We start from the raw sequence: 17,251 nt of genomic DNA, 5'->3' as shown, positions 1-17,251 counted from the left end.
TTCTTTTATTTTGAACAAAAACTCTGCTAAAATACAATTGAAAGTGAATCTCATGAAGGAGGGTAAATCAATGATGACATCTATTGCCAAGAGAATAAAGAATTCTATGTTTAAGGATTCTTATTGCGCACGATATTCACTCAAAAAAATTATTGTAAATGCGATGTGCGCTCTTAGCTTTGTTTTCATAACTCTGCCACCCGTATTCGCTCACCAATACCGGCTTGGTGACATAGAAATCATTCATCCTTGGACGCGCGCAACACAAAAAGGTATACAAGTTGGAAGTGGTTATCTCTATATCATTAATCATGGCAACACACCAGATCGTTTAGTTTCTGTCTCAACAAATGAGGCACAAACAGCAGAAATCCACTCCATGACAGTCATTAACAATATTATGAAAATGGAAAAAATGCATAATGGCATTGAAATTCCAGGCAATGGCGAAATCACACTTAAGCCTGGCGGTAATCATATTATGTTCATGGGACTTTCACAACCATTCAAAATAGGTGACAAAATCAGTGCAACATTGACATTCGAGAAAGCGGGAACAATTGACGTTGACTTCTTTGTAAATACCATGAGAGCAACATCACCTTCAAAATAAGCTCCTGCTTACTAAACCTTTCCATCACTATTAATCTAACATTCTAAAATAAGAAACGTGGAAAAGATTTCTACGTTTCTTATTTTTGTTTAGCGTCGTAAAATAGAGTGTAAAAAAGACTCACCTTCTGTGTAATTAGACACGGTCAATTTCAGGAATACGCAAAACTTGTCCAGGATAAATTTTATCAATCGATTTCAGCATTGGTTTATTGGCTTCAAAAATGAATGCACTTTTATCACCTTGCCCTTTTCCGTAAACTTCTTCAGCAATTTTCCAAAGATTATCACTAGATTTTACCTCATAAAAACGAGAGGCTTTCATAGATGCATCACCTACAATCTTTAATTGGTCAATATCAACAGAAGAGATACCCTGCGAATTGCCAACAACTAAAAGTGCTTTTTCAAGTGTTTCTCTGTCTGGAACTTCACCACTCAAAGTCGCTTTACCATTTTCAACCAGAATATTTATTTTTTCTGTGTCGAGCTGAAAGTTATCAAATGCAGCCTTAAAATCTTTTTCTTCTGGCTCATGATCCCCAATGCCAAGCTTTTCGCCAACCGCTTTAACAAAATTAAAAAATCCCATTATGATCTCCTTTCATGCAGTGGAGGCAAATTTCTTGCACATACATCACTACACTTATGTCTTTGCTGTTAAAACAAATAGGCAGATTTTCTAAACTTCAACGATTGAAAACAAACCTGTTCAATTCTGGGACAGAGACAAGAATAAACTTTGGTAAAAAACGTCCCAATAAAAATTTTATCCTGTGTGAAGGGATCTTAACACGCGCAAAAGCATTATCAAATTGCAAAGTTAAAACAAGCTTTTACCGTAAAGATAAAAGGTTTTTTACTCTGCTACAGTTTGTACTAGATTTGTTTTGCAAAAAAAATGCGAACTCCCATATAAATAGCGTGGGTAATTTGCTACCACGGCAATAGAAAGGTCTAAGAAGCCATGAAGGATACTACAACAATCACACAAACGATTGTACTTGTTGATGATGACCGCAATATTTTAACATCTTTATCTTTTGCACTTGAAACAGAAGGCTATCGAGTTGAAAGCTATACAGATGGAGCATCTGCACTCAAAGGTCTAACACTACACCCCCCACACTTAGCTATTTTTGATATTAAAATGCCTCGGATGGACGGTATGGAACTTTTGCGCCGATTGCGCCAAAAATCCGATATTCCAGTTATTTTTCTTACCTCTAAGGATGATGAAATTGATGAGCTGTTTGGACTCAAAATGGGAGCTGACGATTTTATTACTAAACCTTTCTCGCAACGTCTTCTCATTGAACGCGTGAAGGCTATTCTGCGTCGTTCCAATGCCCGTAACCAACCGCTTGCAACAGGAGCCTCGCCTGCCTCTTCTCTGAAACGTGGAGATCTTGTGATGGATCAAGAACGTCATACCTGTACATGGAAAGATAAACCTGTTATCTTGACTGTTACGGAATTTTTGATTCTACAGACCCTAGCACAAAGACCAGGAATTGTGAAAAGTCGCGACGCTTTGATGGATGCTGCCTATAGTGATCAAGTCTATGTAGATGACCGCACTATCGATAGTCACATTAAACGTCTACGTAAAAAGTTTAAACAAGTGGATGATGATTTTGCAATGATTGAAACACTTTACGGTGTAGGCTATCGTTTTCACGAGGTGTAAAACTGTTTTGTCGCAAAAGTTTGAACGGCGATCAAATCAATGACAAAAAATACTCAATTGGAAACTCCGCGAAAAACAGCACTAAGTGGCGTTTTTTCAACACCATTTTCCATGTTTGCTTATCTGCATCTTCGAGTACAACGTCTCCTCAGACAATTGCTTTTTTCCAGTCTTACACGTCGCATTGTCATGCTAAATATCGCTGCCCTTGCCGTTCTGGTTACAGGTATTTTGTATCTTAATCAGTTCCGCGATGGTTTGATTGAAGCGAAAATTAAAAGTTTATGCACCCAAGGAAAAATTATTGCTGGAGCAATCGCTGCTTCTGCAACGGTAGATACAAACTCTATTCTCATTGATCCCCAAAAGCTTTTAGAATTACACGCTGGAGAAAGCGTTACACCTGCACCCCAATCAACCGACTCTTGGGATTTTCCTATTAACCCTGAACAAGTTGCCCCCCTTTTACGACGCCTCATCACACCAAAAACGACAAGAGCACGTATCTATGATCGTGATGCTACTTTACTTCTTGATTCGCGTGTTCTCTATTCTAGTGGTGAAGTTTTTAGCTATGATTTACCCCCACTTAAAACTGAACAAAACATGTGGGAACGCTTCTATTCATGGTTTTCAAGCGCATTTTATGGCACTGGTATTGCTATTGATAGAGAGCAAGCAAAAAACACCGGTATTGCTTACCCAGAAGTGTACCGAGCATTAAATGGATCTCTCGCTACTGCCAAACGACGCAACAGACAAGGTCAATTAATCGTTTCTGTTGCCGTGCCTGTTCAACGTTATCGTGCAGTGGTAGGGGCGCTTCTTCTTTCAACTACCGGTTCAGATATTGACAACATTGTAAAGGGCGAAAGACTGGTCATTTTTAAAGTTTTTGCCGTTGTAGGCAGCGTGCTTTTGGTACTTTCTCTATTTTTAGCCCATACAATTGCGCATCCATTGAGCAAATTATCTGCCTCTGCCAACCGTGTGCGTCACGGCAATAATAAGCGTGTAGAAATTCCCGACTTTTCAATGCGTGAAGATGAAATTGGTCACCTTTCAACTTCTATTCGTGATATGACTAATGCCCTTTATATGCGTATTGAAGCCATTGAACGCTTTGCTGCTGATGTAAGCCACGAATTAAAAAATCCACTTACCTCACTACGTAGTGCTGTTGAAACGCTCCCACTAGCTAAAAACGAAGAAGCACAGGAACAACTGTTTGAAATTATTCAACATGATGTGCGCCGCCTTGACCGTTTGATTACTGACATTTCTGATGCCTCTCGGCTAGATGCAGAACTTGCTCGTGAAACTGCACAGATTGTTGATATGACACTGCTTTTGGAAAGCCTCGTCCATGCTGTTCAAGAAGTATACCGTAATACGCAAACCATTGATATAAGCCTTAATATTGTCCCACGTCCTCATGGAAAAGCTTATCTTGTGTTGGGACATGAACTCCGTTTAGGGCAAGTTATTTCCAACCTCATTGAAAACGCACGTTCCTTTATTCCTCATGATAGCGGTAAAATTCGTATAACCATGAAAAGTCATGCTTCAACTCTCATTTTAACCATTGAAGACAATGGCCCCGGTATCCGTTCAGAAAATATTGAACGCATTTTTGAACGCTTCTATACCGATCGACCAAACGAAGATACTTTTGGACAAAACTCAGGACTTGGTCTTTCTATTAGTCGACAAATCATTGAGGCTCATAATGGAACAATTACAGCCGAAAATATTGTTGACCCCGAACTTGGAAATAGTAAAACTGGTGCACGTTTTATTATTATGCTTCCCTTCGCTAAATAAATCTTTTATCCAAAGCAAAAGGTATGAAAACAAAAAATGAAATACTACATGCAAATTGCCTTCAACTAGGAGGAAAGGGTCTGTTAATTATAGGCCCATCGGGATCAGGAAAATCAACCCTTACCCTTTCTTTGCTCGACCGTGCTGAGTGGTCAAAACGTGAAGCAAAACTTATTAGTGATGATTACACAATGCTCGGTGTAGAAAATGGAAAACTTCGCGGATATACTCCAGAGGGTTTGCAGGGCGGTATTGAAATTCGCGGTGTTGGCCTTTACACGATAGAATTTGAAAAACAAACAACTATCGATTGTGTTATTCTTCTTGGTTCTGAATATGAACGCTTCTCTACAAATCAGACTTTTAAATTTGCAGATCTACATATTCCCCTTTTAAAGCTCCCTAGTCTTCATGAAGCAGACTGTACAGCCATTTGTCAGGCTATTGAAGCATTCTTTTTTAGAAAAATATGGCGTAAATCTGTCTAATTTTCCTCTAAAAATAGAAAAAATCATTATTTTTGCCTTTTTTTACAAATTTTTCTTGGCAGCAGGACAAAGCCTTGTACAATATCTTTTCCACTAATATGGTCGGATCTTGAGTTAACAGGAGTTTTTGTAAAATGATTGGACTCGTGCTTGTAACGCACGGTGAGCTGGCTATCGAATTTCTAAATGCTGTGGAACATGTTGTTGGAACACAAGAGAAATTTGCAACAATATGCGTCTATCCCGATGATGATATGGATCAGCGCCGAGGTGATATTATAGCCGCAGTTTCCTCTACAGATACAAATCATGGCGTGATCATATTAACAGATGTATTCGGTGGAACACCGTCAAATATGGCTATCCCTGCTATTGAGAAAGGGCGTGTCGAAATGATTGCGGGTGTTAATTTACCCATGCTCATTAAACTGATTTCTATTCGCCAATGCCCTGATATTTCATTATCAGAAGCTTTAAGAATAGCGCAAGAAGCAGGGCGTAAATATATTAATGTACCAAGTATGATTTTATAGCGGGTAATTAACACTGATGCTTTCTAAAAATTCTTTTCCATGTACACTAAGTCGTCATTTCAGTATCTGTAACAAACGTGGCTTGCATGCACGTGCTTCTGCAAAATTTGTACAAACTGTTGACAATTTCAATGCCATTGTTGAAGTTGAAAAAGATGGGAAAATCGTTGGCGGTTCATCAATTATGGGACTTATGATGTTAGCAGCTTCCCCTGGTTGCAACCTCACGATTCGCGTTTCAGGACCAGAAGCAACGGACGCTCTCGACGCTCTTGAAAATCTTATAAAAAATAAATTTGGAGAAGAAAACTAAAACTTTTATTGGAAAAAATATTATCATCACCTTTACGAAATGAAAAAAACTTTTTCCTATCATTATCTTGATTAACTTTCCTGTTTTTCTCTTACCCACACCAGCGCTCATATTTGTTATAAAGAGGGTGCTTTTAGTGGTACGTAGTTATCGCAGCTATAAACATTTTGGGTAGTCATGTCGTATCAAAACTCTGTATCAACTTTCCTCTTCAATCAATTTTACTCATTTGAACCTTTGTTGATCATTATGATTATCGCCACGCTTAATACCCATGGTTAAATAATTATAGAAGAAAAATATACATCTTTTAATTCAATATACTCAAGCATTTTTGAATCTGCTTTTAGCAAATATTAATACTATTTCGTGATCAAAAAACTATCGATTTTTCTTATTTTAGAGTATTTATAACAATAATAATTGGAATATAAATAATTCTTAATCACATATTCTAGCAAAAAGTTCACATAAATACAGTTCTTATTGACATTACGACTGTTCTCTTAGAACAACAAACTTCATCAATTCAATTTATAATTATAGCAGTCATTCTTTTAACATTTTTTATCTACATTACTGATTATTGTCAGAGAATTGGTGATATTGTCCGTTATCAACTTATCCGTACTTATGTTTGCGGTGAAATTTTTTAAGTATAAGAAAGTGTTATGCTACGCTGTGCTCTGCAAGTTTCTCTAGAAACAATTATGTCGTTGGCAAAATGAATTACTAAGGGGACAACACACTAACGTACAAAGTTTTTGCGTTACTTTGTTTTTTTTCGGTTAGATTGAAAGTCTTCCTAGCAGATGAGCTTATGTGCACCTTTGATACAATAAAATTCCATCCTTCTGTGTTATAAACAAGAGAGGTTGATATTTTTAGTTCAGAAAGTGTTCCACATTTTCCTAATTCGTATTGAGCCCTGTGCAACTCTTAACCTTTTATACGCAAAAATGCAATGTATTTTTAGCAGCTTAGGGGGAGCGCCTCATTAAAAAGGACTCACTCCACATATTACTCTTGCGCAACTGTTTTATTAAATCTAAAGATTTTTATTCTTATCTATCTCTCAGAGTGATTTTTCGTTTCCTCTTTTTCTGCTTGATTATTTTGTTTTATTATTATCGCTATTCCCTTAAGCGATACCCGTATATTGTGAAAAATCTGGACACTTCAAGGATAAAAAGGTGTTTTAACCCCCTTAGAACTCTCTTTGATAAAATGCTTCAAAAATATGAAACTGCACACAATGCCACATTTTTGCGCTGGAATATCATTATTGATATGTTTCAAGCTGAATCCGGTTCAATAGAAACTTCTTTTGTTCCCCCTTTGGCTACACCAACTATCGCCGGACGCAGAACACGCTCACCGATAATGTAACCCGCCTGCACAACTTGCTGAACAGTGTTATCTGGAACATTGGAGTCAGAAATTTCAAACATCGCTTGATGAAAATGAGGATCAAATTTTTGCCCTTCTGGAAAAATCTTCTTTACCCCGTGACGTTCTAACGCTGCTATCATTGCACGCTCGGTCATTTCAACACCCTCTGCTAATGTTTTCAAACCAGCATCATTTTCCCGTGCACCTTCTGGAATAGCTTCCAAAGCACGACTGAGATTATCAGAAACAGATAACATGTCACGTGCAAAATTAGCAATTGAATACGCCTTCGCATCCGCCACATCACGCGCAGTACGGCGTCGCAGATTTTCCATATCTGCAGCAAGACGTAAAAGCTGATCTTTCAACTCTTTATTTTCGTCCTGCAAAGCAGCTAAGGGATCTGTAATTTCATTTTCTTTCTCTTCAACCTCTGCACGAGTCTCCGCTTCACGCGTTTTTAAAAACTCATCAGCCGCTTGTTTCAATGCATCGCGATCAGTTGAATTTTTCAAATTGGAATTTTCAAATGAAGCGTCAGTAAATTTGTTTTTTTCATCAGACATAAAAATTCTATTCCTTCATAAGAGTTGTTATTATCGATATCGAAATTTTACAGACAAAAATCAAGAGGTATTTACGAATCTTAAATACAATACGCGTTTATAGTACAGATACTCACCTAGTCGTTTTAACGCAACAGTTGTGATAAAAGTTGAGCGGTATAATCAACCATGGGTACAATCCTTGCATAATTAAGCCGTGTGGGCCCAATAACTCCTAAAGCACCAATGACTCTTTGTTTAGAATCACGATAAGGTGCCACCACTAAAGAAGAACCAGAAAGCGAAAACAATTTATTTTCTGAGCCAATAAAGATACGAACCCCCGAACCTTCATCTGTTAAATCAAGGAGCTGCGCCATACTTTCACGCGTTTCAAGGTCATCAAACAGGTGCCGTAAGCGCTCTAAATCTTCTTTTGCCTTTACATCTTCAAGTAAATTACTTCGCCCACGAACAATAAGGTGTATTTTATGATCAGCATCTTCTCCTCCCCAAAGAGCTAGTCCTGTTTCAACAAGATGATGAGATAAATGATCGAGTGCGGCCCGTGTTTCTGAGCATAAACGCGCAATTTCCCCTTTAGCTTCACTCAATGTTCGTCCCTGAATATGAGCATTGAGAAAATTTGTTGCCTCCGTCAATTGTGCATGGGTAACCCCTTCTGGTAAATGAACAATACGATTTTCAACTTCACCCTGTTGGGTCACTAAAACTGCAAGAGCATTATCCCCATCAAGACGCACAAATTCAATATGCCTCAAAATCCCTTCATGTTTCGTCGCTAGAACGAGTCCTGCTCCACGTGAAAGATCTGAAAGAACTTGGCTAGCTTGGGTGAGAAAATGTTCAACTGATTGTGCATGACCAGCTTCCTTGACTTGCATTTCAATACTTTCGCGCTCTTCGTTTGGTAAATCACCCATTTCCATAAAAGCATCAACAAAAAACCGTAACCCCGATTGTGTCGGCATTCGTCCTGCAGATACATGAGGTGCATAAATCAAACCAAGATGTTCAAGATCACTCATCACATTACGAATCGTCGCCGGCGATAATGTCTGTCGCAAAAGCCGTGAAAGATTTCGTGATCCTACAGGTTCACCGTCATTAAGATAAGCCTCCACAATATGGCGGAAGATATCACGCGAACGCTCATCAAGATATTTTAGCTCATCATCAATAGGTTTGTGCTTCATTACAATTGTTTCACTACTTAAAAACACTTCTCTCTTATATAAGTTTTGTCAAGGTTTGGTCAAACAGTCTAAAGTAGTGCAAAAACATATTATAATTTATTATAAAATATTATAAAAAATGCTATCATCAAAAAGGAACCATCTGTATGTCTTTTCAATCATTTTGTCCTCACAAAATATGAGAGATTTCATTTAAATGGAATATCAGTAAATATGCAAGAGGATCGTATTGCGTAAAATCTGGAAAAACCTGTATATGTAAATGTTTAATCTGGTTTTTAGCGCAAAAATAGCTCCCCTTTCATTCCTGGAGAAATTATATGAGAAACATAACAGCTAAAAAACTCATTATTTCTACACATAACACCGGCAAATTGCATGAAATTACCACTTTGATTGCTCCCTTCGGTTTAACAATACAATCAGCAAAAGAGCTCGGATTACCAGAACCAAAAGAAACGGGAACAACATTTGAAGAAAATGCCTACATCAAAGCCTTTACAGCGGCAAAAAGTACAGGGCTTCCTGCTCTCTCTGATGATTCTGGTATGGAGGTGGATGCACTGGGTGGCGCACCAGGCGTTTATACCGCTGATTGGGCTCTTCAACCTGATGGTACACGTAACTTTTCAAAAGCTATGCAAAAAATAGAAGACGAACTCCAAAAAATTGGAGCACATAAAAAAAGCCAACGGAAAGGCCGGTTTATATCAGTCATCTGCATTGCATGGCCCGATACTCATGCAGATTATTTCCGTGGTAGCGTTGAAGGGACATTGATTTGGCCTCCACGTGGGGACAAAGGTTTTGGGTTTGATCCCATTTTTTTACCAGATGGATATGAAAATACCTTTGGCGAAATGTCAACGGAGCAAAAACATGGCTGGGGACTCAATGGTAAAACACCTCTCTCGCATCGCGCACGTGCTTTCAAGCTTTTAGCAGAAAACCTTTTGACACTCTCATGAATGAATCTTTTGGCATTTACATTCACTGGCCCTTTTGCGCCGCAAAATGCCCTTATTGTGATTTCAATTCACACGTTCGGGTTCATGATGTTGATCAACCACGTTTTGTAACCGCCTTTGAACGCGAAATAGAAACGCAGTACCATAAAATAGGCTCACGTCATATTACGAGTATTTTTATTGGTGGAGGAACGCCTTCTCTTATGACGCCTCAGACTGTTGATGCCCTGTTGCAAGCACTTGCAAGAAAGTGGACGATCGATGATAAAGCAGAAATCACACTAGAAGCAAACCCATCTAGTGTGGAGGCAGAGCGCTTTCGCGGATACCACGCAGCAGGAGTTAACCGCTTATCTTTAGGCGTACAAGCACTTAATAACAAAGCTTTAAAACAACTTGGCCGTCTCCATGATGTGGAACAAGCTCTTCATGCTATTGCTTTAGCACGGCAAATCTTTCCACGTTTATCTTTTGATTTAATTTATGCTCGCCCTGAACAAACACTTGAACAATGGAAATCTGAACTTTTTCAAGCCATTAATTTGGCAGCAGATCATCTTTCTCTTTACCAATTGACTATAGAAGAAGGCACTGCTTTTAAACGTCTTCATGCTGCAGGAAGGCTTACCCTCCCCGCCTCAGAACTCGCAGCAGACCTATATCATCTCACCCAAGAAATAACCGCTATGCATGGACTTCCAGCCTATGAAATCTCAAATCATGCAATCCCTGGGGCTGAATCCGCTCACAATCTTCTTTATTGGCGTTATCACGAATATGCTGGCTTTGGTCCAGGCGCACATGGACGCTTTATCAAGCGCTCACAGAATAATTTTTCTGTCTATTCAAAAGTACCTTCCTCTCAAATTGAACATTGTGAACGTTATGTCACAATAAATGAAAAATATCCCGAACATTGGCTTGAGTTGGTAGAAACTACAGGGCATGGCTGTATCGAAACAGAACTTTTATCTACAACGCAACAAGCAAACGAAATGCTTCTCATGGGCTTGCGTCTTTCGGAAGGTTTGGATCTTTCGCGTTATGAAACTCTAAATCCTAAGAGCTTACCAATAGAAAAGCTTATCGATTTACAACAACAAGGACTAATAGAAATGCTAGGAAATAACCGCTTAAAAGCCACAGCCACAGGACGCATCTTTCTTGACCATATCATCAGCCAATTGGCAAACTAAAATATCTATGATTCTAAACTCCCATCACATCAATTGCGATATAATATTAACGGTTTTCACCTTGTTATGAAAATTTTTTTAAAAATAATCACTTCTTTACGCAAAAAAATCAATAATGAAACGCTCATAAATGGCAGTTAGGGTTTCCATTGCGTCAAGGGTCACACACTCATCCACCATATGCATCGTTTGCCCTGGTAAACCAAATTCAACCACTGGGCAATAATCCTTAATAAATCGCGCATCCGAAGTTCCCCCTGAGGTTGAACATTCAGGTATATTTCCTGTAACACTTTTGATAGCATTCGATAAAGTTTTAACAAGTTTATAATTTTTTGTCACAAAAACCCCTCCCAAACTCGGAATCCATTTAAGCTGATAGTAGGGTAATTGATCACTATTGTTTTTTGATTGCACTGAAGCAAGACGCTTTTCAATTTCCGCAACAAGTGTTTCTTTTGTCCAAAGATCATTATATCGTATATTAAAACGAACTGTCGTCTGCGCTGGAATAATATTCACTGCAGAATTACCTGTATCAATGGCTGTTAATTCCAAATTACTTGGTTGAAAATTTTCCGTCCCTTGATCTAAAGCAGTTTGCGTCAACGCCTGAATAAGCTTACTTACTAAAGGCAATGGATTGGCGGCTCGCTCAGGAAAAGCCACATGGCCTTGGCGACCTTTAACCGTAATGATACCAGAAATTGATCCCCGACGACCAATTTTGATCACATCACCAACAGCTTTTACGCTCGTTGGTTCTCCTACAAGAGCTGCAGCCCATTTTTCACCTTTTTGTTCTGCCCATTTGAGAAGTTTGACCGTACCGTTAATAGCAGGACCTTCTTCATCACCGGTAATCAAAAGGCTTACCATTCCTTTAATGGATTGTTTCTCGAGAACCCGAGCTAGCGCTGCAACAAAACAAGCAATTCCGCCTTTCATATCAACAGCACCCCGCCCGTATAATTTTCCCTGTTTTATTACACCTTCAAAAGGAGGATATGTCCAGCTTTCTAGCTCACCTGATGGCACCACATCAATATGACCAGCAAACATAAGATGTGGCCCTTCTTTTCCCATTTTTGCATAAAGATTTTCAACGTCTTCTGTATTTCTATCTGAAAAAATAGGACGCTCAACACGAAACCGCATCTTTGTTAAAAATAGTTCTAAAGTTGATAAAGCACCTGCTTCATGGGGCGTAACAGAAGGACAACGAATAAGTGCTTGTAATAGCCGGATAGGATCTGTAAGGATGGGCATCAGTGCTCTTCCAATTTGAACTTAAAAATTATCAAAGGTCATTAAGCTGAATTACAAAAAAAATAAAGAAAAAACATTGAAGGCACTAGCAAACCAAGCAGGGGAAGACAATCGTGCTAAGCCTTCAATGGCTCTCTCATCATGAGATGAAGCACATATATAATGGAAATGCTAAATAAGAAGTTCCATAGAATATTGTCTTTTTCAAGGTTTTTCATATTTTCAACTTATATGAATGAAAATTGATTGCTTGCAACATATGACCATTTTCTTTCAACCAAGCGCGATAAATTTTACTGCTAGGACAAAGTTTTTCACAAAGAGCCCAAAATTTTGGCCCATGATTCATTTCGATCAGATGGGTGACCTCATGCGCAACAACATATTCAACAATTTCTTTTGGTGCCATAACAAGACGCCAAGAAAAAGAGAGACGCCCATCTATTGAACAGGAACCCCAACGGCTCTTGGTATCTTTATAACAAATTGATTTCACTTTACGCTCTACTTTACGTGCATAACTTTTTACCAATGGTGTTATAATGATTTTAGACTGTTTCTTTAAAATATTAGCAACACGCCTTGGCAAATATTCCAATCGACCGTAAACGATAATTTGTGGCTCTTGTCCAGCATCCCCTGTAACGATTTCTGCTATCCCACGTCCTTCTTTATGCCTTATGGTATGTGCAACACCTAACAAAGGAATCGTTCTACCCTCTTTGAGATAATAATTTTTATGCGAAAATTGTAGGTGCTCAAGACGTGCCTCAATCCAAGATCTGTGCTTTTCTATAAAACCTTGAACCAAAGAAAGACTTATCATCGGTGGTATTGTTACATAAATTTCCTGGCGACTCGCATCAATACGTAATGTAAGGTGGCGCGCATGCTTATGTTTGCGCACCTGTAGAGGCACAACGCGATCAGAGAAAATAAAAGACTGTTTATAAACGGTCATACAATATTCTTCATCACCAATGAATTAACCCCTATCCTGCATTAATTCTATCAATCAATGCCCTCAACACTGTTTCAAGGCAATATAAATCTTGTGGGCGCGAAAACCGATGATCTGCGTCACGAACGAGTGTTAATGTCACATCATGAAAAGGCAAATGATTAAGCAAAGTCAATGTATGCTGATAGGGTATCTCCTCATCTTTCATCCCTTGTAAAATATGAATCGGACACCCAACATCAATACATCCCTTCATGACGCAGTTACCTCGCCCATCTTCAATCAACGCTTTTGTAAAGGGTATAGGCTTCTCATCACCAACGGCAGGTCGTTCAATATACCCTTTTTCTTCCAAAATTTTCCATTCCTCTGGGCCTAACGCTGGTTCCACTAATGTTTGTGTAAAATCAGGAGCCGGTGCAATCAGCACCATGCCAGCAAGCATTTTATTTTTCTGCGCTAGCATCATAGCAAGCTTTAGAGCAATCCATCCCCCCATAGAAGAACCAATTAAAATTTGTGGCCCTTTACAATAGGTTTCAAAAATCGCTAAACTTTCCCTAACCCAACGTGAAATCGTTCCTTGAAAAAAATCACCTTCCGATTCTCCATGACCAGAGTAATCAAAGCGTAAACAAGACAAATCATTCTTCTGGGCAAAACTATCAACCAACATCGCCTTGCACCCCAACATATCAGATTGATAGCCAGGAAGCCAAACTAAACCTGGAGAACTATCACCTTTGCGATGGCGTACTGCGAGCGCAATGTCCTCAAACGAAAAAAATTGATGAGAAATATTCTGATCCATTATCGTTTTCCTCTATAAAACATTTTTATTAATAAAAGAAAAATTTTTATCCTCCAAATATCCCTCCACGAAGCAGTAAATCAAATAATGCAAAAGGCACGAATTCTAGTTGTTTTTCTGTGTATAATTGTATATTAAATAACGCTGTATATGAATCAAATTAAGGAGCATAAATCATTCGCAGACCATTTAAAATGACGCCTACCCAGAAAGACGGGCCACGTTCAAATCAAGATATCCGAGTTCCTCGTGTTCAGCTTATCAATGAGATGGGGCAACATCAGGGAATTGTTGCAATACAAGAAGCACTTGCTATAGCCGCAGATGCAGGGCTTGACTTGGTTGAAATTGTACCAAATGCGGAACCACCCGTATGTAAAGTCATTGATTTAGGCAAATTGAAATATCAGACCCAAAAAAAAGCGGCTGAAACACGTAAAAAGCAAAAAGTCATCGAAATCAAAGAGATTAAGGTGCGTCCAAATGTTGATGTTCATGATTATGAAGTCAAACTCAGGGCTGTTCATCGCTTTATTGGTAACGGTGATAAAGTAAAGATTACTTTGCGTTTCCGTGGGCGTGAAATGGCACACCAAGATCTTGGATTAAAGCTTCTTCAGCGTGTTAAAGAGGATACAAGTGAAATTGCCAAAATCGAATCTGAGCCAAAACTAGAAGGCCGTCAAATGATGATGGTGATAGCACCCAAATAACTTTTTATTGGGATAATAATAGAGTGCAACTCATCAGAGTTGAGCATGTGGATATGATTTAAAAGTGTTGCATATGGCTTTTGTGATGCTTTTAAAGTAGTGGGTGTTGTGCGCTAATCTCTCTATTAAGAGGATACTCTTTTTAATTAAAAAGACTAAATGTCTTTAATTAAGAGTACTTCAGTTTCGCATAAAACAACGATAGAATACAAAAGCGCTTCATGGCTAAAAAACGAATTTCTGCTTTCGATAAACATCTTATCATTCGCCTTTTGCGAGAAAATTTTCATAAACATGCGCGTTGGTACAGTGCAGCTATTTTTTCAATGATCATTATTTCCTGCACAACTGCAGCCAGTGCATGGATTATGCGTGACGTGGTTAATTATATTATTGACGCGCAGAATTTTGGTATGATCGTTTTGATTTCTAGCATCATTGCCTTCATTTTTATTCTCAAAGGAATTGCGATTTTTGCTCAAACTTATTTTTTGAGTAAAGCAGGTAACAGTATTGTTGCTGAACAACAGCGCAAAATTTACGCACGCCTTATGGAACAAGGAATCTCTTTTTATCACAATAACACTTCATCTGATCTTCTTGTTCGCGTAACCCACAACGCTACAGCAGCGCGTAATATCATTGATACAATTATCACAACTTTTGTACGTGATTTGCTTTCCGTTAGTGGCCTGTTGTTTGTTATGTTCATTCAAAATTTTATGTTAATTGCCATTACTTTAATAGTAGGACCGTTGGCTTTTTTAGGAGTGCGAATGGCTTTAAAGCGTATTCGCGGCCTCGTGGAAAAAGAACTTCTCTCACTTGGTGAAATTATCAAAATTGTGCAGGAAAGTACTATCGGTATCCGAGTCATCAAAGCTTTTTCATTAGAAGAGTTAATGAAAAAACGTATGAACAAAGCCATTTGCGATGTTGAAAAACAAGCAAACAATATTGCAACACTTGAAGCCATTACAAATCCGATTATGGAAACATTCGCTGGTGTCGCCATTGCGGGTATTATCTGCTTTTCCGGCTACCTTGCAACCCAACGTGCAGGCGTTCAAGGTGAATTCATGTCCTTTATTGTAGCTTTACTTTTAGCTTACGAACCTGCAAAAAGACTAGCCAATGTACGTGTAAAAATTGAAACTGGCTTGGTTAATATCCATACAATGTACGAAATACTTGACCATCCTCTTACAGTTATAGAACATGAAAAAGCTCAAGACCTGGATAAAACACAAGGGACTATCCGTTTCGAAAATGTTTCTTTTGCATATACAGATAACCAAATGGTGTTGAAGGACATCAATCTAGAAATAGAACCTGGAAAAATAACAGCATTGGTGGGACCATCAGGGTCAGGAAAATCAACTTTTATCAATCTTATTATGCGCCTTTATGATCCCACAAAGGGACGCATATTGATTAATGACCAAGACATTCGCTACATTACATTTCGCTCCCTCAGAAACTTAATGGCCTATGTAGGACAGGATACTTTTCTCTTTCAAGGAACTGTTAAATATAATATCGGGCTTGGGAAAGAAAATGCCAGCAACAACGATATTATTAAAGCAGCAAAAACAGCCAATGCCCACGACTTTATTATGAAGCTACCAAATGGCTATGATACGCAGATAGGCGATAATGGCTGTAATCTTTCAGGTGGGCAAAAACAACGACTCGCTATCGCCAGAGCAATGCTTCATGATAGTGAAATACTGATTCTTGATGAAGCAACAAGTGCATTGGACTCGCACACTGAAGCACAAATTAATGAAGCCCTTTATCGCCTCACAAAAGGGCGCACAACTATCATCATTGCCCATCGTCTTTCAACGATTGCCCGCGCTCATAAAATTGTTGTCATACAAAATGGTCAACTGATTGAAGAAGGCACCCAAAAAGAATTGCTAGCAAAGGAAAATGGTTTTTACAAAAAACTTTATAATATCCAATCCCAAAAGCACATGCCCTAGTTTCTAAACATTTAAGTAAGATTTGGGATTAAAGAAGTGGACAGATAGTTACATTCCTTTATAAAGAACGGGAATATTACCATAGGACTATTTATTAATAGCAATGATTGGCAAAAGATTTACGATTTATTGAAGATACATTTCTAGGATTCACATGAGAATTAAAAATCCTACCCATTGTTTTGTTGAAAGAGTTAACCTTATTCTAAAAGCAGTAGCCCAATAGCGAAGGTTTCTCTTGACCTAGTATCCATAAACGTTGTGAATCTTGATATGCTTAAAAAGGGGTTGGCATCACATTTTAAAAGGGTTTGCTAAAGGCTATGATAGTGAAACTACGATGATTGACGTCACCTTTGTTCGTTCTTACCCCTGTGTTGCAGGCTTATAGATAAAATCAGCATAAGAAAAAGCAAGAAAGGATTGATCGCAAAAATTCATGCTGCAGGGAATGTCTTAAGTCAAACTTTGCGTTTTATTCTCACATCTGAAAACTGAAATGATATTATTTAAACACCTCATCTTCTTGAAAGATTTGAAAATATACAAGTTATTCATGAATCTATTAAAGATTATGATTTAGGTATGCTAAGAAAATGGGTAAGGAACAAATTTATATTTCCATCATTCCTTACTACCTAAACAAGAAAACACTGCATAAATATTAAATATGATGAATCCTTTTACACAAAACACCAGTTTATTGAGTACATCTTCAAGAAAATACAATA

At 38.3% G+C, this 17,251-nt stretch carries 16 protein-coding genes; 10 read left to right on the top strand and 6 right to left on the bottom strand.

Going from position 1 to position 17,251, the window contains the following annotated elements; translation table 11 throughout:
* Positions 1-70: 70 nt before the first annotated feature.
* The gene (locus tag V3564_RS06690; RefSeq protein WP_455480793.1) at positions 71-613 is read left to right on the top strand and encodes a copper chaperone PCu(A)C; all 543 of its coding nucleotides are present in this window, start codon (positions 71-73) and stop codon (positions 611-613) included.
* A gap of 135 nt (positions 614-748) precedes the next feature.
* Here the strand turns inward: V3564_RS06690 and lysM are convergent, their stop codons facing one another.
* Complete coding sequence (gene lysM, locus V3564_RS06685; RefSeq protein ID WP_455480792.1) at positions 749-1,204, bottom strand: peptidoglycan-binding protein LysM; 456 nt, start codon at positions 1,202-1,204, stop codon at positions 749-751.
* A gap of 375 nt (positions 1,205-1,579) precedes the next feature.
* On the opposite strand from lysM, the gene V3564_RS06680 reads away from it, so the two are divergent.
* From V3564_RS06680 to V3564_RS06660, 5 genes are all read left to right on the top strand, one after another.
* Positions 1,580-2,302, top strand: coding sequence for a response regulator transcription factor (locus V3564_RS06680; RefSeq protein ID WP_455480791.1), 723 nt, complete (start codon positions 1,580-1,582; stop codon positions 2,300-2,302).
* 39 nt (positions 2,303-2,341) lie between these two features.
* Positions 2,342-4,126 carry a stimulus-sensing domain-containing protein gene (locus V3564_RS06675; protein ID WP_455480790.1) on the top strand — a complete coding sequence of 595 codons (1,785 nt, stop codon included), beginning with the start codon at positions 2,342-2,344 and terminating at the stop codon, positions 4,124-4,126.
* A gap of 23 nt (positions 4,127-4,149) precedes the next feature.
* Positions 4,150-4,614: an HPr kinase/phosphatase C-terminal domain-containing protein gene (locus V3564_RS06670; protein ID WP_455480789.1), complete on the top strand. Its 465-nt coding sequence runs from the start codon at positions 4,150-4,152 to the stop codon at positions 4,612-4,614.
* Between the two features lie 134 nt (positions 4,615-4,748).
* Positions 4,749-5,147, top strand: coding sequence for a PTS sugar transporter subunit IIA (locus V3564_RS06665; RefSeq protein WP_455480788.1), 399 nt, complete (start codon positions 4,749-4,751; stop codon positions 5,145-5,147).
* Between the two features lie 16 nt (positions 5,148-5,163).
* Positions 5,164-5,460, top strand: a complete 297-nt coding sequence (locus V3564_RS06660; protein WP_455480787.1) for an HPr family phosphocarrier protein — start codon at positions 5,164-5,166, stop codon at positions 5,458-5,460.
* A 1,295-nt stretch (positions 5,461-6,755) separates the two neighbouring features.
* Here the strand turns inward: V3564_RS06660 and grpE are convergent.
* Positions 6,756-7,418 carry a nucleotide exchange factor GrpE gene (gene grpE / locus V3564_RS06655; RefSeq protein WP_455480786.1) on the bottom strand — a complete coding sequence of 221 codons (663 nt, stop codon included), beginning with the start codon at positions 7,416-7,418 and terminating at the stop codon, positions 6,756-6,758.
* A gap of 125 nt (positions 7,419-7,543) precedes the next feature.
* A complete protein-coding gene (gene hrcA, locus V3564_RS06650; RefSeq protein ID WP_455480785.1) occupies positions 7,544-8,614 on the bottom strand; it encodes a heat-inducible transcriptional repressor HrcA in 1,071 nt (356 codons plus the stop codon).
* Positions 8,615-8,934: 320 nt separating this feature from the next.
* Here hrcA and rdgB point away from each other — a divergent pair, with 320 nt between their 5' ends.
* Positions 8,935-9,582 (top strand): RdgB/HAM1 family non-canonical purine NTP pyrophosphatase, encoded by a 648-nt coding sequence (gene rdgB / locus V3564_RS06645; RefSeq protein ID WP_455480784.1) that lies wholly within the window; start codon positions 8,935-8,937, stop codon positions 9,580-9,582.
* Positions 9,579-10,778 (top strand): radical SAM family heme chaperone HemW, encoded by a 1,200-nt coding sequence (gene hemW, locus V3564_RS06640; protein WP_455480783.1) that lies wholly within the window; start codon positions 9,579-9,581, stop codon positions 10,776-10,778. The genes rdgB and hemW overlap by 4 nt, the downstream gene beginning before the upstream one ends.
* A 96-nt stretch (positions 10,779-10,874) precedes the next feature.
* On the opposite strand, the gene dapE is transcribed toward hemW, so the two are convergent.
* From dapE to V3564_RS06625, 3 genes are all read right to left on the bottom strand, one after another.
* Positions 10,875-12,047, bottom strand: coding sequence for a succinyl-diaminopimelate desuccinylase (gene dapE, locus V3564_RS06635; RefSeq protein WP_455480782.1), 1,173 nt, complete (start codon positions 12,045-12,047; stop codon positions 10,875-10,877).
* Between the two features lie 214 nt (positions 12,048-12,261).
* Positions 12,262-13,008 (bottom strand): M48 family metallopeptidase, encoded by a 747-nt coding sequence (locus V3564_RS06630; protein WP_455480781.1) that lies wholly within the window; start codon positions 13,006-13,008, stop codon positions 12,262-12,264.
* A gap of 31 nt (positions 13,009-13,039) precedes the next feature.
* Complete coding sequence (locus V3564_RS06625; protein WP_455480780.1) at positions 13,040-13,819, bottom strand: alpha/beta hydrolase; 780 nt, start codon at positions 13,817-13,819, stop codon at positions 13,040-13,042.
* A gap of 194 nt (positions 13,820-14,013) precedes the next feature.
* Between V3564_RS06625 and infC the strand changes: the two genes are divergently transcribed.
* Both infC and V3564_RS06615 read left to right on the top strand, forming a co-directional pair.
* Complete coding sequence (infC, locus tag V3564_RS06620) at positions 14,014-14,532, top strand: translation initiation factor IF-3 (protein WP_455480779.1); 519 nt, start codon at positions 14,014-14,016, stop codon at positions 14,530-14,532.
* Positions 14,533-14,753: 221 nt separating this feature from the next.
* Positions 14,754-16,520 (top strand): ABC transporter ATP-binding protein, encoded by a 1,767-nt coding sequence (locus V3564_RS06615; protein ID WP_455480778.1) that lies wholly within the window; start codon positions 14,754-14,756, stop codon positions 16,518-16,520.
* Positions 16,521-17,251 lie beyond the last annotated feature (731 nt).

Source organism: Bartonella sp. B12(2025), assembly GCF_053795135.1.
The sequence above is the reverse complement of the archived record's forward strand: the minus strand, read 5'-3'. Positions and strand labels throughout refer to the sequence as shown.